Here is a 22,103-nt window from a genome sequence, read left to right as displayed (position 1 = left end):
CTTATATATCAGGCGCTGAAAGCTATGTTATTAATAGCAAATTTGGTGCGGAGCGTGCTGGTGTGTGGTGGGCGAGTGGCACCAGCCGCTCACGCCGCCTCTACCCGCACCCAGTACCGGGTGCGGTAGTGCACCTGCACGGCAAAGCTGGCGGCCAGGGCGGCCAGCGCCTGGTCGGTGTCGTCCAGGGCAAAAGCGCCTGACACCTTGAGGTGGGCCACCTCGGGCGCGCAGCCCAGGTAGCCGGGGCGGTAGCGGGCCAGCTCCTGCACCAGCTCGGCCAGGGGCATGTCCAGTGCGATCAGCCCGCCATTGCGCCAACTGGCCTGCGCCAAGTGGGCAGCTTGGGGTGGCAGGGCCTCGGTGGAAGAAAAATCCAGCTGCTGTCCGGCCACCAGCAAGCGTGTCTCGCCATGGGTGGGCTGCACGCGCACCGATTTTTCTTGCACCGCCACGCGGGTGTGTTCCGCGTCCAGCACCTGCACGGTGAACCGCGTGCCCAGCGCCAGCACGCTGCCCTGCGGCGTTTGCACGCTGAACGGGCGCTGGTGCAGGTCCGGCCGGGTGCTGATCTGGATGCGGCCAGAGCGCAGCTGCAGCCTTCGCTCGTGCGCGTCAAACTGCTCGTCCACCGCCGTGGCGGTGTCCAGCGCCAGCTCAGAGCCATCGGGCAGGTCCAGCTGCTGGCGCTCTCCCGTGGCGGTGTGGTAGGTGGCGCCCAGTGCCTGCCAGGGGCTGGCTTGCCACGCCAGCCACGTTGCCGCACACCCGCCCAGGCCCAGCGCCACGCCCCGCAGCGCCGCACGCCGTGCCAGCGGGGGCTGGGCCAGGGCCTGCATTGCCACGGGGGCCGGAATGCGCGCCAGCCGCTGGCTAACGGCTTGCACCGTTTGCCATGCTTGCTGATGGCTGGCGTGGGCGCTGTGCCAGTGCTGCCAGGCCTGCTGGTCTGCGGGCGTGGCGGCTTCGTCGTGCAGGCGGGTGTGCCAGCGGGCGGCCTCGTGCAAGGCCTGGCGCTCGGCGGGGGTGCGGGTGGCGGTGGACTTCATGCGGGCGGGCAGGGCGGTGGCCGCTCAGGCCAGGGCCAGACAGCAGTGCTCCATGGCGCGCGTCAGGTAGTTGCTCACGGTGCGGTGTGAGACACCCAGGCGCCGGGCGATTTCGGCATAGGGCAACTCTTCCAGCTGCGCCAGCAAAAACGCTTGCCGCACCTTAGTGGGCAGGGCGCGCAGCAGGGCGTCTACCTCCAGCAGGGCCTGCTGGGCTTGCGCCTGGTCCTCGGGGGAGGGGGCTTGTTCCTCGGGCAAGGCGGCCAGATAGTCCAGGTAAGCCTGCTCCAGCGTGCGGCGCCTGAACAGGTCGGCCACCAGCCCGCGCGCCACCGTCGCCAAAAAGCGCTGCGGCTCGCGCAGGTCTGCGGGCGACAGCTCGGAGCGCATCACCCGCACAAAGGTGTCGTGCGCCAGATCGGCCGCGTCCTCGCGGTTGCCCAGGCGCTTGCGCAGCAGGCTTTGCAGCCAGGGGTGGTGGTCTAGGTAAAGCTCTTGCACGGTAACGAACGGGCAAATGGGCGTACGTGAATGCAAATAGGAATGCTTATCAATTATGCCAAAAGTTGGCATCCCACCCACCCACGGGCTGCCCTGGGCCGCGCCAGGCTGTGGCGCGCAAGGCCCTTTCGCTCCACGCCAAGCCCGTCATGGGTTGCGGGCACAATACCGCCCACCATGCTGACTTACCCCCACATCGACCCCGTTGCCCTGCAGTTGGGCCCCCTCGCCATCCATTGGTACGGCATCACCTACCTGGTGGCGTTTGGGCTGTTCATGTTCTTGGGCACGCGCCGCCTGCGGCACGAACCCTTTGCCTCCATCACTGGCCCCAGCGCCTGGACGCGCCGGGATGTGGAGGACATCCTCTTCCTCGGTGTGGCTGGTGTCGTCATTGGCGGGCGCCTGGGGTACTGCCTGTTCTACAAGCCTGGCTACTACCTTACCCACCCGCTGGAGATTTTTGCGGTGTGGCAGGGCGGCATGGCTTTTCACGGCGGGCTGCTGGGGGTGATTGCCGCCATGCTGTGGTTTGCCCATTCGCGCAAACGCCCCTGGCTGCAGGTGGCCGACTTTGTTGCACCCTGCGTGCCCACAGGGCTGGCTGCAGGCCGGGTTGGCAACTTCATCAACGGCGAGCTGTGGGGCCGCTTTGCCAGCCCCGACCTGCCCTGGGGCATGGTGTTTGCGCACAGCGGCTCCCTGCAGCCCCGCCACCCCTCGCAGGTGTACCAATTCTTGCTGGAAGGGCTGCTTCTGTTCGTGCTGCTGTGGCTGTATGCCCGGCGCGAGCGCAAACAGGGCCAAGTGGCCGCCGCCTTCTTGGTGGGCTATGGCAGCTTCCGCTTCATTGCCGAGTATTTCCGCGAGCCCGACGCCTTCTTGGGCCTCTTGTCACTGGGCATGAGTATGGGCCAGTGGCTGTGCGTGCCCATGGTGGCCGCAGGCGTGGCGCTGTGGGTGTGGGCGCAGCGCCAGCCTGTGGCAGGGCGCAAGTGACCTGCATGCGGCACTGATCGGCCCATCCGCAGCCGAACGGTCCAGGCATCCTGGCGCCGTCGGCGCGGTCTTTGCGGCTGCTTTCCCCATCGATACCCTGAGCCGCAAGGGCTGGCAAGTGCAAATGCAAGCGGGCTTTACCAGCGCTTGGGCAAAACCGTCGTGCTGGCAGTCTGCCGCCTGGTGCTGACGATTACATCGTCAACGAGGGATTAGCCCTCATCGCGCTGCCGCAGGAGCCACGACGAGAACCCGAACCCGAGCCACGGTGCGAGTACTGTAGGTAGCGACCACCACGGAACAACGAACAACTGTTGCAAGCGGACCGACATTGAATACGGCTCAACTTCTGGCGAAAGGCCCGCGGGGAGAAAAGCCAGAAAGCTCACAGCCCAGTAAAGGTGACTGAGGAGCATACCTACAAGAATGGCAGCCAGAAACGTCATGCTCCGGCTTCTGAGTGAGCGGCACACAGCTAGAACGCAGCCGGTCACGAGCAGGAAGACTGGAATCGCACTTGCAAGCTGAATGATGGCAAGGGCAAGTTCCTGTCGTTGCCTGCCGAACCACATGAAGTACTGTCTTGGCACTGCAATTGCAGCAAGGTAGCCGTTGAGAACAACGACAAAAAGCTGGTAGATCGCGATGCCGGCAAGCATGGCTGCACCGAGGTGCAGCCATCGCATTGGGGAGGTTTGATGTGCCACAGTAGTGTGTTCTGCTAGGTCTAACTCTGCAGCAAACTATAGCGTGCCCATAGGTGGAGCCGGGCCCGCCGACTGTGCGCTTCGGGTGCAGCCCCATCTGTTTTGAATGAATGGCTGCTTGGCAGATGGGGCCCGCTGTCGGCTCGGGCCGCCAAGCTGTCTAGCGCTGGCCCCCACGGTCGTTGCCGTATCTCACTGCACGGTGCATGGCTCTTGCCCCTTGTGCATCGCCAGCCACAGTGCGCTCTGCGGTTTGCTATTTATTTCATAGCTGCTGACGCTTATTACAGAGGCGCTGGACGCTGTTTTGGATCAAATTCCACCGCTCCCGTTGGGTCACAGCAGTGCCTGCCACTCAGCCCAACCCAGCTACCCAGGTGTTGCCCCCAGGCCGCACCCCTTAAATTTTGTGCATCCTCAACCCCCAAAACTCAGGGTTTCCCCCTTGTTATTTTGCGTAATTATGAGAAATTACAGTCACATGCAACGCGATAAAAGCTTGCAAAGCAGCGAGTGGTAAGCAGCGAAAAGGGCGATGGTCCAGGCTGCGATAGCACTCCGCAGACTCGGCGGTTTTGCACATTTTCAGGAGCGGTTTCACACCATGCGCCCGGTTCCCAATTCACTGCACGATGAAGTCGCCTCGCGGCTGCGCGAGCAGATTTTTGGTGGTGCACTGCCGCCAGGCAGCTTTCTGGACGAGGCTGCGCTGTGCGAGCGGCTGGAGATTTCGCGCACGCCGCTGCGCGAGGCGCTGAAGGTGCTGGTGGCCGAGGGGCTGCTGCGCCATGAGCCGCGCCGGGGCTGTTTTGTGGCCGAGGTCACCGAGCGCGACCTGGACGAAATCTTCCCCGTGATCGCCTTGCTGGAAGGGCGAGCTGCCCACGAGGCCACGCAAAAGGCCAGCAGTGCCGATGTGGCGGCGCTCGATACCTTGCACCAGCGCCTGCAGCAGTGCGCCAGCGAAGGCCGCATCACCGACTACTACGTCACCAATCACGCCATCCATGAGGCCTTCATCACCCTGGCGGACAACCGCTGGCTGGCGCAGGTGATTGGTGATTTGCGCAAGATTTTGCGTCTGGCCCGTCTGCAGCAGTTGCATGCGCCAGGCCGCCTGCAACAAAGCCTGTCCGAGCACCTGGCCGTGTTTGCCGCCCTCAAGGCGGGCAACAGTGCCGCTGCCGAAGACGCCATGCGCTCCCATTTGTTGCGCCAGCGCGATGCGCTGCGCGATGTGGCCCGTAACCAGCAATCGAGGTTGACACCATGAACAGCACCGCCGAATGGATCTCCCGCAGTGTCTCCCGTCTGCGCGCTGCCGCCCCTGCTGCAGCCAAAGAGGGCGGCAAAGGCCCTGAAAAGCAGGCCCGCACTGCCACCGACAAGTCCGACAAATCCGGCGTGACCGACGTGGTGGCCAAGGTGGCGGTGCCGCGCTCCACCCACGAGCGGCTGCAGGCCACGCTGCGGCGGGGGCAAGAGGCCTTGTCGCCCCGTGCGCTGCGCCGCTTGCACACCGACTTGCAGGAAGTGGTGGCCCCGCAGGTGAGCGAGCTCGAAGGCGGCCGCCGTGCCCAGGCCGTGGCCGAGTGGTATGCCACGGCCGAGGCCGAGGAGCGCCGCGACATGTGGCTGCTGCTGTGTGAGCAGTTTGCGCCCGATGCCACGCAGTTCAAATCGGCCCGCCAGCGCTACGAGGCGGCCGCTGGCACGGCCGAAGAAGGGCAAGCCGAGATCTCGCTGCGCCGCGCGCTGGTGTCGCCGCGCACCCGGCTGCTGCAGCGGTTTGCGGTGTTCCCCGAAGGCATGCGCTTTTTGGTGGACATGCGCGCTGAGCTGCTGCCGCTGCTCAAAAGCGACAAGCGCCTGCTGGCACTCGATGCCGAGCTGGAGCACCTGTTCTCGACCTGGTTTGACGTGGCGTTTTTGGAGCTGCGCCGTCTGTCCTGGGATTCGCCCGCTTCGCTGATTGAAAAGCTCATCAAGTACGAGGCAGTGCACGACATTCGCAGCTGGGCCGATCTGAAAAACCGCCTGGACAGCGACCGCCGCTGCTACGGTTTCTTCCACCCCCGCCTGCCCAACGAGCCGCTGATTTTTGTGGAGGTGGCGCTGGTGGACAAAATCTCGTCCAGCATCACGCCGCTGCTGGACGAGGCCGCCGCCCCGGCCGACCTGGCCAAGGCCACCACGGCCATTTTTTACTCCATCAGCAACACGCAAACGGGGCTGCGCGGGGTGAGCTTTGGCGACTCGCTCATCAAGCATGTGGTGGAGACGCTGACGCAGGAGTTTCCACGGCTGCGCACCTTTGCCACGCTGTCGCCCATACCGGGTTTCCGCGCATGGCTTTCCAAGCATGCGGGCGCCATGCTCGAGCGCCTGGACGACAAGCGCTGCAGCGAGCTGGGCCGTGCGGTGGGGTTTGAGCCGCCACAGACCACGCACTTGCTGGCAGCGCTGGACAAGCCGCTGGAGCTCGATGCCAAATCCCCCGTGCGCCAGATGCTGCTGGAGTGCGCGGCGTACTATCTGGGCCGCGAGATGCAAGAGGGCAAGCCGGTGGACGCCGTGGCGCGCTTTCACCTGGGCAACGGGGCCCGCGTGGAGCGCCTGAACTGGGCGGGCGACCCCTCTGCCAAGGGACTGAAGCAATCGTATGGTTTGATGGTGAATTACCTGTACGACTTGAAGCGCATAGACAAGCACCGCAGCTTGCTTGCGCAGGGCAAAGTGCCAGTGTCGGGAGACATCGACAGCCTTTGCCGCAACTGATTGCCGCTCCGCCGGGGCTTGCTGCGGCGGATGGCAAGGGACGGACCTTCCTATTTTTATAACGACGACAGGAGAAGAGGAATGACGCGAGACAACAACCTGCAGCGCCAGCACCAGCACCAGCACCAGCAGCGGCGCCAACTGCTGCGCGCAGCCGCTGGCACGGGCCTGGGTTTGCTGGGCACGGGCAGCCTGTGGGCACAGGCATCGGCCTGGCCCTCCAAGCCGGTCAACCTGGTGGTGCCCTTTCCAGCCGGGGGCGGCACCGACGCCTTTGCTAGGCCGCTGGCGGCGCAGTTTTCCAAAGCCACCGGCAAGATGCTGGTGATTGACAACCGGGGCGGCGCGGGCGGCACCGTGGGGGCCAGCTTTGCAGCGCGTGCGGCGGCCGATGGCTACACGCTGTTCATGGGCGGCGTGCACCACTCCATCGCCCCCGCCATGTACCCCAAGCTCGATTACGACATCGAGAAAGACTTCATCCCGCTGGCCTTGCTGGCGCGCGTGCCCCAGGTGCTGGTGGTGAACCCCAAGACGCCATCGGCCAACTTCAAGCAGTTCCTCGACCACGTCAAGAAGAACCCCGCCAAGCTCAACTACGGCTCGGCCGGTGCGGGCACATCGCACCACCTGGCGGGCGAGTTGTTCAAGCAGCAAACAGGCACCTTCATCACGCACATTCCCTACCGTGGCGCAGGCCCGGCGTTGCAAGACCTGATTGGCGGCAATGTGGACATGATGTTTGACGGCCTGGGCTCATCGGCCGCGCACATCAAGGGCGGGCGCATCAAGGCGCTGATGGTGTCGGGTGCCAAGCGCAACCCGGCGTTTCCCGATGTGCCCTGCGCCGCCGAAGTGGGCCTGCCCGACTACACCGTCACCACCTGGTACGGCCTGTGGGCCCCCAAGGGCACGCCTGCCGATGTGCAAGCGCGCATCGTGGACGAGGCCAAGCGCCTGGGCACGTTCGATGAACTCAAAACCATCTGGGCCGCCAACGGCGCCGACTACGGTGGCATGACGCAGCAGCAGTTTGGCGCGTTCGTGAGCAGCGAGGTCAAGCGCTGGGCGGAGGTGGTCAAGGCCTCTGGCGCAAAACTTGACTAACCCCCTGAGGCGCTTCGCGCCTTCCCCCTGAAGGGGGACGCCACCCGTGGCCTGGCGAAGCCAGCTCCACGGTGGCCTTGGCGATGGCGCTGCGCGGGCTTTGAGGGCTGATACGGATTCGCCGTTCAGTTCATCCGAGCCCCAACCGTTCGGGCTGAGCTTGTCGAAGCCGGGCACAGTGCGTCGAACGGCTTAACGTGCACGGATGGGTATTTTTGAATGCACATGGATATGAGTAGCTTGCACAAGTGGATGGGTTGCCAAGATGTCGGGTGAAGTATTGATGGGAGTCGATGAGTGCGGTGTGGTGCATGTCACGCTGCGCCACCCCGGGCGGCTGAACGCCATGTCGCGGCCGATGTGGCGGCAACTGCGTGCGGTGTTTGAAGATGTGCAGCGCCGTGCCGATGCGCGCTGCGTGGTGATTGCGGGCGAGGGCGGGGCGTTTTGTGCGGGGGGCGATATTTCGGAATACCCCGGCTTTCGCTTCGATGCCGCAGCACTGCGCGACTTTCATGAAAACGACGTGTGGGGCGGGCTGAATGTCATGCTCCAGTGCGATGTGCCCATCGTGGCCAGCATCAGCGGCGCCTGCATGGGCGCGGGGGTAGAGATAGCCAGCTGCTGCGATGTGCGCGTGGCAGGTGCATCGGCCCGCTTTGGCGCGCCCATTGCCAAGCTCGGCTTTCCCATGGCCCCGCGCGAGGCGCAGTTGGTGGCAGGCGCTGTGGGCGATGTCACGGCCCGCCAGATGCTGCTGGAGGCCGCCACCTTCAACTCTGCAGACATGCAGGCACGCGGCTTTTTGAGCCGTGTGGTGGCCGACGACATGGTCGCCACCGAAGCCCTGGGCAGCGCCAGCCGCATCGCAGCCCTGGCCCCCGGTGCCGCGCGCATGAACAAGCAGGTGCTTAGGGCATTAAAAATGCCGCTAGCGCAGGATGGTAAAGCGCAAGCAGCTATTGAAATGATAGTAAACGGCCCGCAAGACCCCTACGCCTACGCCGACAGCCCTGAGCACCGCGAAGGCATCACCGCCTTTCTAGAAAAGCGGCCGCCCCAGTTTGATTGAGAGTGCCCTTGTGAACTTGAAATACCCGTTCGGGTTGAGCTTGTCGAAACCTTGCGCGACACATGCACAGGCCTGTCCTGAGCCTGCCGAAGGACTCAGCTTGGTTGGCTCGACCCAGTTCGTGCCAGATCCATAACGCGCTTCTTCAACGCTCACCATTTCCTCAACCGCTCACCTCCGTTACTCCTGAATTGCCATGAGCCAACACAACCTCTTCAGCGCCTTGCGCGCCGCCTTCCCGTCTGACCTGGACAGCACCGCCGTCGAAACCACGGCAGCAGACGGCGCCCCGCTGTTCTACACCTGGCGCGACCTGGACCGCGCCAGCGCCCGCATCGCCAACCTGCTCGCCTCGCTCAAGCTGCCCGAAGGCAGCCGCGTGGCCGTGCAGGTCGAAAAATCCGTCGAAGCCATGGCGCTGTACCTGGCCACGCTGCGCGCGGGCTACGTCTTTTTGCCGCTCAACACCGCCTACCAAAGCGCCGAGATCGAATACTTCATCGGCAACGCCGAGCCTGCCGTGGTGGTGTGCAGCCCCGGCAACTTTGGCTGGGTCAGCAAAATCGCCTTCACCCTGGGCACGCAGCATGTGTTCACCCTGGGCGACGACCGCACCGGCAGCCTGCTCGATCGCGCCGCGCACCACGGCGATGAACACCAGACCGTGGCCCGCAGCGCAGACGACCTGGCCGCCATCCTCTACACCAGCGGCACCACCGGCCGCAGCAAGGGCGCCATGCTCACGCACGGCAACATGCTCAGCAACGCGGTCATGCTGAAAGATTACTGGGGGTGGAAGAAGGGCGATGTGCTCATCCACGCCTTGCCCATCTTCCACGTCCACGGCCTGTTCGTCGCCATCCACGGCGCGCTCATCAACGGCAGCAAGATGATCTGGATGGCCAAGTTCGACCCCAAGGCCGTCATCGCCGCCATGCCCCGCGCCACCGTCTTCATGGGCGTGCCCACGCTGTACGTGCGCATGCTGGCCGAGGCAGGCTTGAACAAACAGGCCGTGAAGAACATGCGCCTGTTCATCGCAGGCTCTGCACCGCTGCTCATCGAAACCTTCAAAGACTGGCAGCAACGCACCGGTCACACCATTCTGGAGCGCTACGGCATGAGCGAAACCATCATGCTCACCAGCAACCCCTACGCCGCCGACAAGCGCTACAAGGGCCAGGACGAACGCCGTGGCGGCACCGTCGGCTTCCCCCTGCCGGGCGTGAACCTGCGCGTGCAGGGCGACGACGGCAAGGCCCTGCCCGTGGGCGAGATCGGCGGCATCCAGGTCAAGGGCCCCAACGTGTTCAAGGGCTACTGGCGCATGCCCGAGAAGACCGCCGAAGAGTTCACCAAAGACGGCTACTTCAAGACTGGCGACGTAGGCAAGGTCGATGAACGCGGCTACGTCCACATCGTGGGCCGCAGCAAAGACCTCATCATCAGCGGCGGCTACAACGTCTACCCCGCAGAGATCGAGGGCTGCATCAACGACATTCCCGGCGTAGCCGAAAGCGCCCTGGTCGGCGTGCCGCACCCCGACTTTGGCGAAGTAGGCGTGGCCGTGGTCATTGCCAAGTCCGGCGCCAAGCTGGATGCCGATGCCATCGTGGCCCAGCTCAAGTCGCAGCTGGCCAACTTCAAGATTCCGAAGAAGTGCTTTGTGGTGGCGGAATTGCCGCGCAACACGATGGGGAAGGTGCAGAAGAATCTGCTGCGGGATCAGTACAAGGGGTTGTTTGCGTAGTACGCAAAGGCTAGCCTTATTCCTAACCAGCTAATCAGGCCCGCCATCGCGGGCCTGATTACCTTTGGCGTACAGGTAGCTGCCAGCGTCTATTTTTATACCTGAAGGCAAGTGTGGCTTGGAAAAGGGGAGCAAAAGGCAAGACCTGAAGCGTGTTACCTGACGTACGTTTGAAATTAAAGGAGATTTATGAATAAATCAAGCTTGGACTTCATGTACAGTTTTGACTGTCAAAAAGACATTCAGAATTTTGAAATTTTCTCTGAGGAAATTCAAGGGAGTATTGAGAAAAATATAGTTAAAGTTATATGTGAGTCTTTTGTTGAGTCAGGCGATGAGGATTACTTTACTGCAAGGCTTCTCGCCCAAAAAGGTATGCATCGAGCATTTTTTTGGGCGGCTTCTCAAGCATTGGAAAAGTACTTGAAGGCATACTTGTTGATGAGAGGAATTTCGGTAAAAGAATATGGAGGGCATCCGCTTGAGAAACTTTTTCAGGCAGTCAAAAAGTCAGGAAAAAAATTTCCCTCAATAAGCACGAAATGTCATCCGGCAATCCATATTAATCCTGAAGTATCTAAGTCGTTTCGAGAATTGTCGCCCGATGAATTTATCAAAGAAATAGAGAATCACGGGAGTGCGGATAATCGTTATAACTCCTTTGGTGTTGATTTTGATTCGGGGTGCCTTTTTGCGCTAGACAGCTTTATTTTTCATCTCCGTAATGAGATAGGTGTTCCTCCTATACGACATACACTAAAAAATATGGATCCGGGATTGGTGGATGCTTTTTATCACTATAATCCTTGGTTCGCAGATTCGGATGTGGAGCAAAAATACCCCGAGTTGCCGAATAAGATTTTTAAATTAAGTTTTTCTCACTCCGTCACGACGTTGGAATTCCTTGTTAGCAGTCATGCACCGCGCCATGCCATATATTCACTTCAGTGGCTCGACAAAAAAATGAAATTACCGAGAGAAGTGCAAGTGCAGTGATTTTTTCGACCCTGTAAGGTTCACAAGCATGACTGGAGTCATGCCTTGCCTTTTGCTATGCGGTCCCAAGAGCGAGTAGTCCTGCTGGCTGGGGTGGTCTAAAGACTTTCCGGTAAATCGGTTTTCTCTTCCCCTCGTCAAAGGCTGCGTTCCCCGTATGACCGCAAAAGTTATAGGCTGCATGTGCTGTCGGGGGCAATGTTCAGTTGGATTTTTACAGCCTCGGTAGGCCTCAAAGATGAATCGCCGCATCCTTGCCATCCCCCTCGGAATCGCCTTGGTCGCGATCCTCGGAGCATCCCTTGCCCCTGTCTTTTTTAGCCCTCCGGTTACCCCATGCGCCTACCTGAGCACACCGGTGCGGTTCCTCAAAATTGACAGCCGCCCAGTGCAAGTAGGTAGAGGCACTCGGCAGTTCACTGGCCAGTTCCCAGTGGTGGAATACAGCTACGTCGTTTCCGGCAAGAGCTACACCAGTACCCGAATGTTTTGCAGAGACAGCGAGAGCTTCAAGGTGGAATGGTCCAAGGTCGACCGTTTCTTTCACGATGCTGAAAACGGTGCCGAAGTGGTGGCGTGGTTTGCACCCTCATTACCGGCGGCGGCGTGCATCTCCATCGATGCGGAGTTCGATTACTCCTTGGTGTCGCACACTTCTTCTCAATGCCGAGCCAAGTGAGGCCTCTTGTGGCTGGTGGACGCAAGAGGTGATTGCTATTTAATTGATAGCTTCTTGCGCTTTACCTATAAGCGCTAGAAGCATTTTTTATTAAAGACTGTTCACGCGATGCCTAGCGTCGCCATCGCACTGGCCTAGTCAACCCGCCATGGCTGCAGACGATGCAGGTCTCCTTGCCAATCAGGTAGCGCGCATTGGCGCTGGGCCAGTTGCCGTAGCCGTACTGGATGGCGGCGTCGAACTCGTGCGGTGTCGCAACTTGGCCAGCCGCTGGGTTTCACATCCAGGAAAGTATTTCGGTAGCTTGGTTAAACCTGCAAACAAGTCACTACAAGGCCTAACAGCATCAGGCCCATGCCTAGCATCTCAACGCGGCTGAAGTTTTCGCTGAGCAGTCGGCGCGAAACCAGGTAGCTGAATACGATTTCAATCATCCCCAATGTGCGAACGGGCGCGGCTCCTTGCATGGCGTATGCCGTAAACCAAGCAATTGATGCGGCCGCCCCCATGCAGCCTGCCAGAACGGAAATGCGCCAAGCACGAAAAACTGGTGCCAGCCCTCGGGCTGTGCGCAGCTGAATCCAAAGTCCCAGGCCAATGGTTTGCATCGTCTGTGCGATGAGCACGCCCCAGGCTCCAGACAACCAAGCCGTTTCAGCACCCAGTGCCAATGAGCCTCCACGAAAGCCGACTGTGGCCACAGCAAAGCAGGAGCCGCAGGCCAGGCCGTAAAGTGCCGATCGGTTCATCCAGGCGGATGGTGAGAACAACTGGTCGCGTGGAGGTAGGGTTAACAGCAGCAGGCCAACCGTTGCCACGACCATTGCGGCCAACGCCAGCGGCGTAGGCAGTTCCTGAAGGAAGACAGACGCGAACAAGGCCAATTGCAAGACCTCTGTCTTTGTCAACGTCACGGCGATGGCAAAGTTTCGCTCCTTCATCGCCATCAGCAAGGCCACAGTCCCCGCCAATTGAAAAAAAGCACCCAATGCAATCCAGCCAAGGTAATGCAATGTGAGAGAAGGTATTGCAGGTGATTGCGTTGGTATTTGGTATAGCAGGACCAACCACAGCAAGGCAAATGGTAGGCCGTAGAGGAAACGTACCAGCGTTGCAGACAGAGTGCCCAGTTCTTGAGTAAGACTGCGCTGTGCTGTGTTGCGTATCGTTTGAGCGAATGCTGCAAATATGGTTATCGGAACCCATAGCCAAGCAGTGTCTTGAATGGGGTTTGGCATAAATGGGATGGGGTGGTTGATTTATTAACGGAAATTTTCTAAAAATGATTTTATTAAAAAATCTATGTTCGCATTGATGGTGGATATATATTGATTTTCATAGGTCTTTCCATTTTTAAATATAAAAAGCCCTAATTATCTTTGCGTAGCACCGCAAGCAGGCTTTCCGATGAATTCCAAACATGCTGCTCGGCAAGAGATTTGGCCCTCTTGGGATCGCGATTGCGGATTGCGAGCAGGATGCCGCGTTTTTCCTCGACACTTGCGCAGGCTCGAGAAGCGTGAGAAAGCGAGAGTCTGCGCAGTCGTGCAAGGCGGCTTCTTTGTGATGCCAGATAGCTCGCCATCAGTGCGTTGCCAGCCGCTTCCAGCAGCACTTCGTAGAAGTCCTCTATGGCCTCAATTTGGGCTTCGGCATTGCCCGAGGCTTGGGCCTCATCCATTGCATTGATGCTCGCTTCGAGTTCCTCGATTTGCGCGGGGGTGGCTCGCTCTGCGCACAGTGCAGCCACGTACCCTTCAACGGCTGCACGCATTTCAAATATCTGGCGAATGCTGTCTTCGTCGATCACCGCGACCGTGGGTCCTTTGTAGGGCTCTTTGGTAATCCATCCCTCGGCCTCTAACTGGCCCAAGGTCTCTCGAACGATGCTTCTGCTCACGTCCAAAAGTTCGCAGAGCTTGCGTTCTACGAGTCGGGAGCCAGGTGGTAGATGACCTTCCACGATGGTGTGTTTGAGTTTTTCCACCGCCAATTGCCGAAGCGTAGGGTGCGTGCGCTCCACCGCCATACCTGGGAGCGAACCGACGGTATTTACGGGCGGGGCTGTGCTTGTTTTTGCTTTGTTTTTTGAGGGAGTAAGTGTCATTTTGATAGAACTCCTCTGAGAATTGTAGGATGGTATACCAAAAAAATTCTGTGACGTTGCACCGCTCGCCAAGAGCACGGGCTAACTTGGATGAATGTGGGCCGCGCGCTGCGCCTATCAGCCCATCCCGGCAAGACACTTACTTGTGCGACCCCCAAAAGATCTTGAACAGGTCCTTACATCGTGGCCAACGATCACCAGATGCCCCGAGAGGCCCACGAAGAATCCATCTACCTAGAAGCGGGCGAGGCCTTGGATGAGATTGCGATTGGCCAAAGCACGGGCAGCGGCTGGGGCTGGAATTGGAACTACTTCGACGAATCCAACGCCCTGGTGTCTGAGGGGGTGTGGAACGAAGATGGCGCGTTCAGCGCCGCTGCCTTTTTCAGTATGGCTCGTAACGGGACCAATCCTTTTGTGAACCCGTAAGACAAGATTGCTATTTAATTGATAGCTTCTTACGCTTTATCCATAAGCGCTAGAGCCCTGTTTTTCGTGAGGCGGGCTGCTCGCTCAAAAGCCGGGGCTGGCTATGTGCGCAAGCCGATCCACCATCGCACTGGCTGCATCAACCCGCAATGGCTGCGGCAGTGGCGACGGTGTGGGCTCCCCCCGCGCCCTGCTGTGGCGCGCAAAAAATACAGCCCGCCCCGGCCTCTGCAGTCGCAGCCGCAGCCGCCCCTTCTGCATGGTTGCAGCAATGCTCCAGCCACCCGGCCACCAGTCGGTACACCGACAAGTTGGTGCGGGCCGTGGGTGCGCACAGGTAGTAGCCCAGGGGGCTGTCAAAGCGGTCTTTCAGGGGCTCGACCAGCGTGCCTGCAGCCAGCTCGTCTTCCACCAGGCAGGTGGGCACGATGCCTACGCCAAAGCCTGAAACGGCTGCGCGGATGATGAGCGAGTAGAGGTTGAAGCCCGGCCCGAAGCGGCTGGCGCTGGTGTCCAGGCTGTTGGCCTGCATCCAGTCTTGCCAGGCCAGGGGCACCTCGATGTGTTGCAGCAGCGTGGCGCGCACCAGGTCTTGCGGGGTACGCAAGGGCAGGGCGTCGCGCAGTTGGGGGCTGCAGACGATGCTGGTTTCCTTGCCGATGAGGTAGCGCGCATTGGCGCTGGGCCAGTTGCCGTAGCCGTACTGGATGGCGGCGTCAAACTCGTGCGGCGTCGCAAAGTCGTGCGCGTGCTGGTAGCGCACAAAGTTCAGCGACACCTGCGGCAGCGTGCGCTTGAAGTGGCCCAGGCGCGGGAAGAGCCACTGCGCCGCAAACGTGGGCGGCACCGACAGGTTGAGCGAGCCGCCATCGCCCCCGTAGGACATGAGCTGTGCTGTGGCCGATTCCAGCGCGGCCATGGCGGGGCGGGTGGCGTTGAGGTAGGTGGCGCCTGCCTCGGTCAGCTCCAGCCCGGTGGCCTTGCGGATGAACAGCTTCTGGCCCAGGTAGTCCTCTAGCGCGGCAATGTGGCGGCTGATGGCGCTTTGCGTCACACACAGCTCGCGCGCGGCCATGGTGAAGGCTTGGTGCTTGGCGGCAGAGTGAAAGGCGTTCAGCTCTGAAATCGTGGGGCACAGACGGCGCATAGGGTTATCCCTTGGTATGAGTGGTGCTCATGGGTGGGTGAGATTTTAGGCGTTGCGGCCAAGGGCAATTGGCCTGATAAATGCATCTTGTGACATATCGATGTCATGGATTTACCTCTGAGAGAGGGTGCGTTGCACCAATTAGAGGCCCTGACATTCACCCCTGACACCCGTGGCTTGCACTTTGCAGGCCATGAGTATTCCGGAAGTCCTCCATCACGCTTCTGACACCTTCTTGACCTTGCCCATGACCACTTTGTTGATTGAAAACAGCCGCGTTCTGGATGTGCATGCCCTGACTTTGCGCACCGGCCTGTCCGTTCTGGTGCAGGACGGCCGCATCGCGGCGGTAGGCACCGACCTGCAGGTGCCAGAAGGGACCACCACGCTCGACGCTAAGGGCATGACCCTGATGCCCGGCCTGATCGATTGCCACGTGCACGTGGTGGCCTCGTCGTTCAACCTGGGCACGGTGGCGAAGATGCCCAATGTGTTCACCATGCTGCGCTCGCTGCCCATCATGAAGGGCATGCTGGACCGGGGCTTTACCACCGTGCGCGATGCGGGCGGGGCCGATTGGTCGCTGGCCGAGGCGGTGCGCACGGGGCTGGTGCCAGGGCCGCGCATCTTCCCTGCGGGCAAGGCGCTGTCGCAAACGGGTGGGCATGCAGACTTCCGCCAGCGCAACGATGACCTGGATGTGTGCTCGTGCGCCTACAAGCTGGGCAACATTGGCCGCGTGGTCGATGGCGTGGATGCTTGCCGTCTGGCGGTGCGTGAAGAAATCCTGAAGGGTGCCACGCAGATCAAGGTGATGGCATCGGGCGGCGTGGCATCGCCCAACGACCCGATTGGCAACCTGGGCTATTCAGAGGCCGAGCTGCGCGCCATTGTGGAAGAGGCCTCCAACGCCAACACCTATGTGATGGCCCATGCCTATACCCCCCGCGCCATTGCCCGCGCCGTGCGCTGCGGTGTGCGCACCATTGAGCATGGCAACCTGGTGGATGCACCCACGGCAGAGCTGATGGCAGAGATGGGGGCCTTCATGGTGCCCACGCTCATCACTTACGAAGGCCTGGCCAACGAGGGAGCGCGCTATGGCTTGCCTGCTGCGTCCGTCGCCAAGATTGACAGCGTGCGCGGGCAGGGCAAAGAGGCGATCAAGATCTTGGCCAAGGCGGGCGTGAAGATGGGCCTGGGCAGCGACCTGCTGGCCGAAACGCACTACCTGCAGTCTGACGAGCTGCGCCTGCGCGCCGAGATTCTGGGCAACGGCCCGGTGCTGCAGCAGGCCACGCTGATTGGCGCAGAGATATTGGGCCAGCAAGGTCAGCTGGGCGAGATTGCCCCCGGCGCCATTGCAGACCTCTTGCTCGTCGATGGCAACCCGCTGACCGACATCACCTGCCTGCTGGGCCAGGGCGAGCACATCCGCGCCATCGTCAAGGACGGCGCCTTCGTCAAGAACACCCTCTGAATTCCAACCCTGACCTGACCGGAGATCACCATGCAACGTAGAAATTTCGTCAAGCTCGGCGGCGCCGCCGCGGCTCTGCAGCTCCTTCCCTCCATCGGCTTCAGCCAGCAGGGCGATGTGTTCCGCATCGGCTCGCTCACGCCCATCACGGGCGCGGGCAGCCCCTACGGCCCGGGCATGCAGCAGGCCATTCGCATGGCGGTAGACGAGGTCAATGCCGCAGGTGGTGCCGGTGGCCGCAAGCTCGAACTCTTTACTGAAGACGACCAGACCAAACCCGACGCGGCTGTGCTGGCGGCCAAGAAGCTGATCGAGGTGAACAAGGTGCAGGCGGTGCTGGGCACCTGGGCATCGGGCGTGACGCTGGCTGTGATGCCGCTGACCGATGCTGCGGGCTTGATCCAGATGAACGTGTCGGGCGCGCCCGCCATTTCGACGCTGGACACCAAGGACCTGGTGTGGCGCTTTCAGGCCACCAACGACCGCTTTGGCGCGGCGTTTGCCGAGATCTGCACCAAGCGCGGCTTCAAGCGCCCGGCCACCATGGCGTTCAACAACGCATCGGGCCTGGGCAATGTCGAAGGCTTTACCAAGGCCTGGGAAAAGCGCGGTGGCAAGGTGGCAGCGCACGTCACCTACGAGCCCAGCCGCCCCAGCTACCGCAGCGAGCTGCAAAAGATCCTGGCGGCCAAGCCCGATGTGATCGTGATGGGTTCTTACTTGCCCGACACCACCATCATCCTGCGCGAGTGGTTCCAGTCCGGCGCCGACACCAAGTGGATCATCCCCGGCTGGGCGGCCAACCCCGACTTGGTGAAGGCCCTGGGCGCCGAGGTGTGCGAGGGCATCATTTCGGTGGACACGGTGTCCAACGAAAAGAGCGCTTCGTATGCCCAGTTTGACGCGGCCTTCACCAAGGCCACGGGCAAGGCCGCCTCCACCAACATCTACGCCGCCATGGCGTACGACATGGTGATCTCGCTGGCGCTGGCCATGGAAGCTGCTGGCCCCAAGGCCACGGTAGAGCAGGTTAACGCCAAGCTGCGCGATGTCTCCAACGCCCCCGGCACCGCAGTGTTCACCTTTGCCGAAGGCAAGGCGCAACTGGCCAAAAAGGCCAAGGTGAACTACGAAGGCGCGTCGAGCAAGCTGGACTTTGACAAGGCGGGCGATGTGACGCCGGACTTTGGCGTGTTCATCATCGAAAAGGGCCAGCTGGTGCGCCGCGACGTGGTGTCCATCACCATGTGATGGGCCGTGCCTGGTGAGCCTGCCAGGTGCAGGCCCCGGGCTTTTGTTTGGTGAGTGAGTCGGCATCAACCCACTGAAGCCGTTCACGCTGAGCCCAGTCGAAGCGCCGCGCAGGGCGTGGACAGGCCCAGCCCGAACGGGTTTTTCAAGTTGGAAGATGCAGACTCAATGAGTGCTCCGCACAGCGCGATGTGCACGGGATGACGGAATGACGCAATGACCTGGATCGACTTTGTAAACCTGCTGATCAATGGATTGATCGAAGGCCTGGTGGTGGCACTGCCCGCCTTGGCCATGACCCTGGTGATGGGCGTCAACCGCTTTCCCAACGCAGCCACGGGCGACATGCTGACCACGGGCGCCTACGCCGCTGTGGCGGTGCAACTGCTGGGCGGCTGGCCGCTGTGGGCGGCGGCGCTGGGCAGCATGGTGGTCACCGCGCTGGTGTCTGCGGGGTCGTACACGCTGATTTTTCGCAAGCTGGCGGGGCGGCCCATGGTGTCGTCCATGCTCGCGGCCATTGGCCTGGGGTTTTTGCTGCGCAGCCTGATCGGCTTTTTTGCCGGGCATGACCAGCGCACGTTTGACTTGCCCCTGGTGCGCGCCTGGAACTTTGGCGGCATTCGCATCTTGCCCACTGATTTGGTGATTGCCGCCGTGGCTGCTGCGTGCCTGGTGGTGGTGTTTGTGCTCATCTACCGCACCAGCTTTGGCCGCCAACTGCGTGCCGTGGCCGACAGTGCAGACCTGGCACGGGCCAGCGGCATCCGCGCCAATGGGCTGATGCTTTGCCTGTGGCTGCTGGTGGGGGCGCTTTCGGCCCTGGGCGGAGTGCTGCTGGGCATGAAGGCCGTGGTCAGCCCCGAGATGGGGTGGGAGAGCCTGATCCCCGCGTTTGCCGCCATGGTGCTGGGTGGCATCGGTAGCCCGGTGGGCGCGGTGCTGGGTGCGCTGCTGCTGTGTGTGGCGCAAGAGCTGGCGGTGCCGCTGATGGGGCCGTCGTACAAGCTGGTGCTGTCGTTTGTGGTGTTGGCGCTGGTGCTGCTGGTGCGCCCGGCGGGCATCATGGGCCGCGTGCAACTGGTGCGGTAAGGAGTTCGACCGATGATTGCTTACCTCTGTGCCATTGGCATCGTTGCCCTCATTTACTGCCTGCTGGCGCTGGGCCTGAACCTGCAGTTCGGCCTGACCCGGCTGGTCAACTTTGGCGTGGTGGCGTTCTTTGCCGTGGGCGCCTACACATCTGGCCTGCTGGCGCTGCAGGGCGTGCCGCTGGTGCTGTGCTTCGTGGCGGCGGGCGTGCTGTCGGGCTTGCTGGCGTTGCCCATTGGCCTGCTGTCGCTGCGCTTGCGCGACGACTATCTGGCCATCGTGACGCTGGGCTTTTCAGAAGCCGTGCGCATCTCCATCCAGCAAGAAAGCTGGCTGACCAAGGGCGTGCAGGGCCTGCCGGGCCTGCCCAAGCTGTTTGCATCTTGGGGCAGTGGTGTGTCGGACATGGCGATTTTTGCCACGCTGCTGGCGGTGGTTGCTGTGGTGGCCTGGGGCACGGTGCGCCTGGCGGCCAGCCCGTTTGGGCGGCTGCTCAAGGCCATTGGCGACGACGAGCCCGCGCTGTCGGCCCTGGGCAAGGACCCGGCTTGGTTCAAGGTGCAGGTGTTCATGCTGGGGGCTGCGTTGGCCGGGCTGGCGGGTGCGTTTTACGCGCACTTCATCACCTTCATCACGCCGGAGCAGTTCATTCCGCTCATCACGTTTTATGTGTGGATGGGCTTGGTGATGGGCGGCTCGGGCACGGTGCGCGGCGCGGTGTTTGGCTCGCTGCTGCTCATGGTGTTTCTGGAAGGCTCGCGCTTTGCCAAAGACTGGGTGCCGGGCGTGTCTGAAGTCGGCATGGCCAGCCTGCGTTTGGCTGCGGTGGGCCTGGCGCTGATTCTGGTCACCCTGTACAAGCCCAACGGCCTGTTTGGAGGCAAAACCCAATGACTGCAACAACGATGCTGAAAGTGGAGGCCGTCACGCGGCAGTTTGGCGGCTTCAAGGCGGTGGATGGGGTGTCGCTGCAACTGGCTGCGGGCGAGATATTGGGCATTGCGGGCACCAACGGTGCGGGCAAGAGCACGCTGTTTGCCGCCATTGCCGGGCAGCAGCCCGCAGACGCGGGGCAGATTCACTTTGAGGGGCAGGACATTACCCGCATGCCCCCTTACCGCAGGGCGCGGCTGGGGCTGGTGCGCACGTTCCAGATTCCGCGCGAGTTCAAGAGCCTGACGGTGCACGAGAACCTGATGGCGGCTGCCGCCAACCCGCAAGGGGAGCGCCTGCTGAACGCCTTTTTCCAGACGCGCAGCCTGCGCGAGCACGAGGCGCAGCTCTCCATCAAGGCCGACCGCATCTTGCAGTTTTTGAACCTGGCGCGGGTGCGCGATGTGAAGGCGGGAGGCTTGTCGGGCGGGCAGAAGAAGCTGGTGGAGCTGGGCCGGGTGCTGATGCTGGACCCGCGCTGCATCTTGCTCGACGAGCCGTTTGCCGGGGTCAACCCGGTGTTGATCGAAGAGATTTGTGATCGCGTGCGCGAGCTGAACGGGCAGGGCATTGCGTTCATCGTGATCGAGCACCACCTGCAGGCGCTCAAGGCATTGTCCAACCGCATGATCGTGATGGACCGGGGCGCGATTCTGGCCGAGGGCGACCCGCACACGGTGCTGGACGACCCGCGCGTGCAAGAAGCCTACATGGGAGGAGTGGTATGAGCGGCGCAGACAACTTGCTGCAGATTGCGCAGTTGCGCGGCGGGTATTCCGAGGTGGACATCATCCACGGCATTGACCTGGCCGTGGCGCCGGGCGAGATCGTGACCATTGCGGGCACCAACGGCGCGGGTAAATCCACGCTGGTGAAAGCCCTGCTGGGCCTGCTGCCGCGTGTGGCGGGCACCATCCACCTGGGCGGGCGCGACATCACGGCGCTGTCTGCCGAAGACCGGTTTGACGCCGGGCTGGCCTATGTGCCGCAGGTGGCGAATGTGTTTCCGTCGCTCACGGTGCGCGAGAACCTGCTGGTGGTGCGTGGCGTGGCACACATCAAACGCCGCATGGACGAGGTGCTGGCGGACTTTCCGGCACTGGTGGAGCGGCTGCCGCAGCCTGCCAGCAACCTCTCGGGCGGCGAGCGCCAGCAGCTGGCCTTTGCCCGCGCGCTGATGCCGTCACCCCGCATCATGGTGCTGGACGAGCCCACGGCGGCGCTGGCCCCCTCCCTGGTGGGCAAGGTGTTTGACATGGTGCAAAAGCTGCCCGCTGCAGGCGTGGCGGTGCTGATGGTGGAGCAGCGCGCGCGGCAGGCACTGCAGATCAGCCAGCAGGGCTACATCCTGGACCAGGGGCGCTGCGTGCTGCAGGGCCCGGCGTACGGGCTGCTGGCCGACGAGCGCATGGCGCAGCTGTATTTGGGCAACCACTGAGTCACCCGCAACCCAGGCGGGAATAAAAAACACCGAGAGGGCGCGGAGCCTTCTCGGTGTTTTGCTATGGTTTCAATAGCTTCTAGCGCTTTTTGGATAAGCGCTAGAGCCTGTTTTGATGCATGTTTTGGTGCTTAGCGCAGCACCAGTACAGGGATGTGCGAATGCGTCAGCACATGCTGCGTTTCGCTGCCCAGCAGCAGGCGCTTGATGCCCTTGCGGCCGTGCGATGCCATCACGATCAGGTCGCACTTGTGCTTTTTGGCGGCGGCAATCACGGCCTCGGCCACCATGTCGGACTTGGCGGTGACGGCCTTGACCGTGACCCCTTGTTCCACACCCTTGGCCTTGATGGCATCGACCAAAACCTGTGCGGCGTCGCCCCATTGGCCTTCGATGCGCTTGACGTCGCCAGCCTCCACCGGCATGCCGCCTTCGAAGTAGCTGCGGGGGTAGCGGGGCACCACCTTGAGTGCCACCACGGAGGCGCCGGTCAGTGCGGCGAGGGACAGGCCGCTTTCCACCGCCTTGTCGGACAAGGGCGAACCGTCGGTTGCGATCAGGATGCGTTTGTACATGATGGGCTCC

The 22,103-nt window shown here is 61.8% G+C and carries 22 protein-coding genes; 15 read left to right on the top strand and 7 right to left on the bottom strand.

Annotation, left to right across the window (positions count from 1 at the left end; translation table 11 throughout):
- Positions 1-89: 89 nt before the first annotated feature.
- Together C8C98_RS21215 and C8C98_RS21210 are read right to left on the bottom strand one after the other, a co-directional pair.
- Positions 90-1,049, bottom strand: a complete 960-nt coding sequence (locus C8C98_RS21215; protein WP_121455886.1) for a FecR domain-containing protein — start codon at positions 1,047-1,049, stop codon at positions 90-92.
- Positions 1,050-1,073: 24 nt separating this feature from the next.
- Positions 1,074-1,586: a sigma-70 family RNA polymerase sigma factor gene (locus C8C98_RS21210; protein WP_370450431.1), complete on the bottom strand. Its 513-nt coding sequence runs from the start codon at positions 1,584-1,586 to the stop codon at positions 1,074-1,076.
- Between the two features lie 141 nt (positions 1,587-1,727).
- Between C8C98_RS21210 and lgt the strand changes: the two genes are divergently transcribed.
- The gene (lgt, locus tag C8C98_RS21205) at positions 1,728-2,549 is read left to right on the top strand and encodes a prolipoprotein diacylglyceryl transferase (protein WP_121455884.1); all 822 of its coding nucleotides are present in this window, start codon (positions 1,728-1,730) and stop codon (positions 2,547-2,549) included.
- A gap of 212 nt (positions 2,550-2,761) precedes the next feature.
- Here the strand turns inward: lgt and C8C98_RS21200 are convergent, their stop codons facing one another.
- A complete protein-coding gene (locus C8C98_RS21200; RefSeq protein WP_121455883.1) occupies positions 2,762-3,208 on the bottom strand; it encodes a hypothetical protein in 447 nt (148 codons plus the stop codon).
- 652 nt (positions 3,209-3,860) lie between these two features.
- Here C8C98_RS21200 and C8C98_RS21195 point away from each other — a divergent pair.
- The 7 genes from C8C98_RS21195 (at position 3,861) to C8C98_RS21165 (ending at position 11,638) form a co-directional block, all read left to right on the top strand.
- Positions 3,861-4,529: a GntR family transcriptional regulator gene (locus C8C98_RS21195; RefSeq protein ID WP_121455882.1), complete on the top strand. Its 669-nt coding sequence runs from the start codon at positions 3,861-3,863 to the stop codon at positions 4,527-4,529.
- Positions 4,526-6,034 carry a malonyl-CoA decarboxylase gene (locus C8C98_RS21190; RefSeq protein WP_121455881.1) on the top strand — a complete coding sequence of 503 codons (1,509 nt, stop codon included), beginning with the start codon at positions 4,526-4,528 and terminating at the stop codon, positions 6,032-6,034. The genes C8C98_RS21195 and C8C98_RS21190 overlap by 4 nt, the downstream gene beginning before the upstream one ends.
- Positions 6,035-6,115: 81 nt before the next feature.
- A complete protein-coding gene (locus C8C98_RS21185) occupies positions 6,116-7,141 on the top strand; it encodes a tripartite tricarboxylate transporter substrate binding protein (RefSeq protein ID WP_121455880.1) in 1,026 nt (341 codons plus the stop codon).
- Positions 7,142-7,406: 265 nt separating this feature from the next.
- The gene (locus C8C98_RS21180) at positions 7,407-8,213 is read left to right on the top strand and encodes an enoyl-CoA hydratase/isomerase family protein (protein WP_121455879.1); all 807 of its coding nucleotides are present in this window, start codon (positions 7,407-7,409) and stop codon (positions 8,211-8,213) included.
- A gap of 196 nt (positions 8,214-8,409) precedes the next feature.
- On the top strand, positions 8,410-9,963 hold the full coding sequence (locus tag C8C98_RS21175) for a malonyl-CoA synthase (protein ID WP_121455878.1): 1,554 nt from the start codon (positions 8,410-8,412) through the stop codon (positions 9,961-9,963).
- A gap of 189 nt (positions 9,964-10,152) precedes the next feature.
- Positions 10,153-10,959: a HEPN domain-containing protein gene (locus C8C98_RS21170; RefSeq protein WP_121455877.1), complete on the top strand. Its 807-nt coding sequence runs from the start codon at positions 10,153-10,155 to the stop codon at positions 10,957-10,959.
- Between the two features lie 388 nt (positions 10,960-11,347).
- Positions 11,348-11,638, top strand: a complete 291-nt coding sequence (locus C8C98_RS21165) for a hypothetical protein (protein ID WP_147436442.1) — start codon at positions 11,348-11,350, stop codon at positions 11,636-11,638.
- Positions 11,639-11,946: 308 nt separating this feature from the next.
- On the opposite strand, the gene C8C98_RS21155 is transcribed toward C8C98_RS21165, so the two are convergent.
- On the bottom strand, positions 11,947-12,876 hold the full coding sequence (locus tag C8C98_RS21155; RefSeq protein ID WP_121455875.1) for an EamA family transporter: 930 nt from the start codon (positions 12,874-12,876) through the stop codon (positions 11,947-11,949).
- Between the two features lie 131 nt (positions 12,877-13,007).
- Entirely contained in the window at positions 13,008-13,745 is a 738-nt protein-coding gene (locus tag C8C98_RS21150; RefSeq protein WP_121455874.1) for a GntR family transcriptional regulator, read from the bottom strand.
- A 183-nt stretch (positions 13,746-13,928) separates the two neighbouring features.
- On the opposite strand from C8C98_RS21150, the gene C8C98_RS21145 reads away from it, so the two are divergent.
- A complete protein-coding gene (locus tag C8C98_RS21145) occupies positions 13,929-14,174 on the top strand; it encodes a hypothetical protein (RefSeq protein WP_121455873.1) in 246 nt (81 codons plus the stop codon).
- A gap of 139 nt (positions 14,175-14,313) precedes the next feature.
- Here the strand turns inward: C8C98_RS21145 and C8C98_RS21140 are convergent, their stop codons facing one another.
- Complete coding sequence (locus C8C98_RS21140; protein ID WP_121455872.1) at positions 14,314-15,321, bottom strand: LysR substrate-binding domain-containing protein; 1,008 nt, start codon at positions 15,319-15,321, stop codon at positions 14,314-14,316.
- 247 nt (positions 15,322-15,568) lie between these two features.
- On the opposite strand from C8C98_RS21140, the gene C8C98_RS21135 reads away from it, so the two are divergent.
- From C8C98_RS21135 to C8C98_RS21110, 6 genes are all read left to right on the top strand, one after another.
- Positions 15,569-16,801, top strand: coding sequence for an amidohydrolase family protein (locus C8C98_RS21135; protein WP_121455871.1), 1,233 nt, complete (start codon positions 15,569-15,571; stop codon positions 16,799-16,801).
- Positions 16,802-16,831: 30 nt separating this feature from the next.
- Positions 16,832-18,052 carry an ABC transporter substrate-binding protein gene (locus tag C8C98_RS21130; protein WP_121455870.1) on the top strand — a complete coding sequence of 407 codons (1,221 nt, stop codon included), beginning with the start codon at positions 16,832-16,834 and terminating at the stop codon, positions 18,050-18,052.
- Positions 18,053-18,268: 216 nt separating this feature from the next.
- Positions 18,269-19,144 carry a branched-chain amino acid ABC transporter permease gene (locus tag C8C98_RS21125; RefSeq protein ID WP_121455869.1) on the top strand — a complete coding sequence of 292 codons (876 nt, stop codon included), beginning with the start codon at positions 18,269-18,271 and terminating at the stop codon, positions 19,142-19,144.
- 12 nt (positions 19,145-19,156) lie between these two features.
- Positions 19,157-20,038: a branched-chain amino acid ABC transporter permease gene (locus C8C98_RS21120; protein ID WP_121455868.1), complete on the top strand. Its 882-nt coding sequence runs from the start codon at positions 19,157-19,159 to the stop codon at positions 20,036-20,038.
- Positions 20,035-20,805 (top strand): ABC transporter ATP-binding protein, encoded by a 771-nt coding sequence (locus C8C98_RS21115; protein ID WP_121455867.1) that lies wholly within the window; start codon positions 20,035-20,037, stop codon positions 20,803-20,805. The genes C8C98_RS21120 and C8C98_RS21115 overlap by 4 nt, the downstream gene beginning before the upstream one ends.
- On the top strand, positions 20,802-21,515 hold the full coding sequence (locus tag C8C98_RS21110) for an ABC transporter ATP-binding protein (RefSeq protein WP_121455866.1): 714 nt from the start codon (positions 20,802-20,804) through the stop codon (positions 21,513-21,515). Before C8C98_RS21115 ends, C8C98_RS21110 begins: the two co-directional genes overlap by 4 nt.
- Positions 21,516-21,649: 134 nt before the next feature.
- On the opposite strand, the gene C8C98_RS21105 is transcribed toward C8C98_RS21110, so the two are convergent.
- Positions 21,650-22,093: a universal stress protein gene (locus C8C98_RS21105; protein WP_121455865.1), complete on the bottom strand. Its 444-nt coding sequence runs from the start codon at positions 22,091-22,093 to the stop codon at positions 21,650-21,652.
- Between the last annotated feature and the right edge of the window lie 10 nt (positions 22,094-22,103).

Origin of the sequence: Acidovorax sp. 106, from assembly GCF_003663825.1 — a bacterium.
GTDB lineage: Bacteria > Pseudomonadota > Gammaproteobacteria > Burkholderiales > Burkholderiaceae_C > Acidovorax.
This window is presented reverse-complemented; position numbering and strand designations above follow the sequence as displayed.

Excerpts from the sequence above, each read along its gene's own strand:
- C8C98_RS21125 (WP_121455869.1), top strand. The coding sequence starts at position 18,269 with ATGACCTGGATCGACTTTGTAAACCTGCTGATCAATGGATTGATCGAA.
- C8C98_RS21115 (WP_121455867.1), top strand. The coding sequence starts at position 20,035 with ATGACTGCAACAACGATGCTGAAAGTGGAGGCCGTCACGCGGCAGTTT.
- C8C98_RS21150 (WP_121455874.1), bottom strand. The coding sequence starts at position 13,745 with ATGACACTTACTCCCTCAAAAAACAAAGCAAAAACAAGCACAGCCCCG.
- C8C98_RS21190 (WP_121455881.1), top strand. The coding sequence starts at position 4,526 with ATGAACAGCACCGCCGAATGGATCTCCCGCAGTGTCTCCCGTCTGCGC.
- C8C98_RS21215 (WP_121455886.1), bottom strand. The coding sequence starts at position 1,049 with ATGAAGTCCACCGCCACCCGCACCCCCGCCGAGCGCCAGGCCTTGCAC.
- C8C98_RS21175 (WP_121455878.1), top strand. The coding sequence starts at position 8,410 with ATGAGCCAACACAACCTCTTCAGCGCCTTGCGCGCCGCCTTCCCGTCT.
- C8C98_RS21185 (WP_121455880.1), top strand. The coding sequence starts at position 6,116 with ATGACGCGAGACAACAACCTGCAGCGCCAGCACCAGCACCAGCACCAG.
- C8C98_RS21110 (WP_121455866.1), top strand. The coding sequence starts at position 20,802 with ATGAGCGGCGCAGACAACTTGCTGCAGATTGCGCAGTTGCGCGGCGGG.
- C8C98_RS21170 (WP_121455877.1), top strand. The coding sequence starts at position 10,153 with ATGAATAAATCAAGCTTGGACTTCATGTACAGTTTTGACTGTCAAAAA.
- C8C98_RS21140 (WP_121455872.1), bottom strand. The coding sequence starts at position 15,321 with ATGCGCCGTCTGTGCCCCACGATTTCAGAGCTGAACGCCTTTCACTCT.
- C8C98_RS21180 (WP_121455879.1), top strand. The coding sequence starts at position 7,407 with ATGTCGGGTGAAGTATTGATGGGAGTCGATGAGTGCGGTGTGGTGCAT.
- C8C98_RS21200 (WP_121455883.1), bottom strand. The coding sequence starts at position 3,208 with ATGCTTGCCGGCATCGCGATCTACCAGCTTTTTGTCGTTGTTCTCAAC.
- C8C98_RS21120 (WP_121455868.1), top strand. The coding sequence starts at position 19,157 with ATGATTGCTTACCTCTGTGCCATTGGCATCGTTGCCCTCATTTACTGC.
- lgt (WP_121455884.1), top strand. The coding sequence starts at position 1,728 with ATGCTGACTTACCCCCACATCGACCCCGTTGCCCTGCAGTTGGGCCCC.
- C8C98_RS21105 (WP_121455865.1), bottom strand. The coding sequence starts at position 22,093 with ATGTACAAACGCATCCTGATCGCAACCGACGGTTCGCCCTTGTCCGAC.
- C8C98_RS21130 (WP_121455870.1), top strand. The coding sequence starts at position 16,832 with ATGCAACGTAGAAATTTCGTCAAGCTCGGCGGCGCCGCCGCGGCTCTG.
- C8C98_RS21195 (WP_121455882.1), top strand. The coding sequence starts at position 3,861 with ATGCGCCCGGTTCCCAATTCACTGCACGATGAAGTCGCCTCGCGGCTG.
- C8C98_RS21155 (WP_121455875.1), bottom strand. The coding sequence starts at position 12,876 with ATGCCAAACCCCATTCAAGACACTGCTTGGCTATGGGTTCCGATAACC.
- C8C98_RS21135 (WP_121455871.1), top strand. The coding sequence starts at position 15,569 with ATGACCACTTTGTTGATTGAAAACAGCCGCGTTCTGGATGTGCATGCC.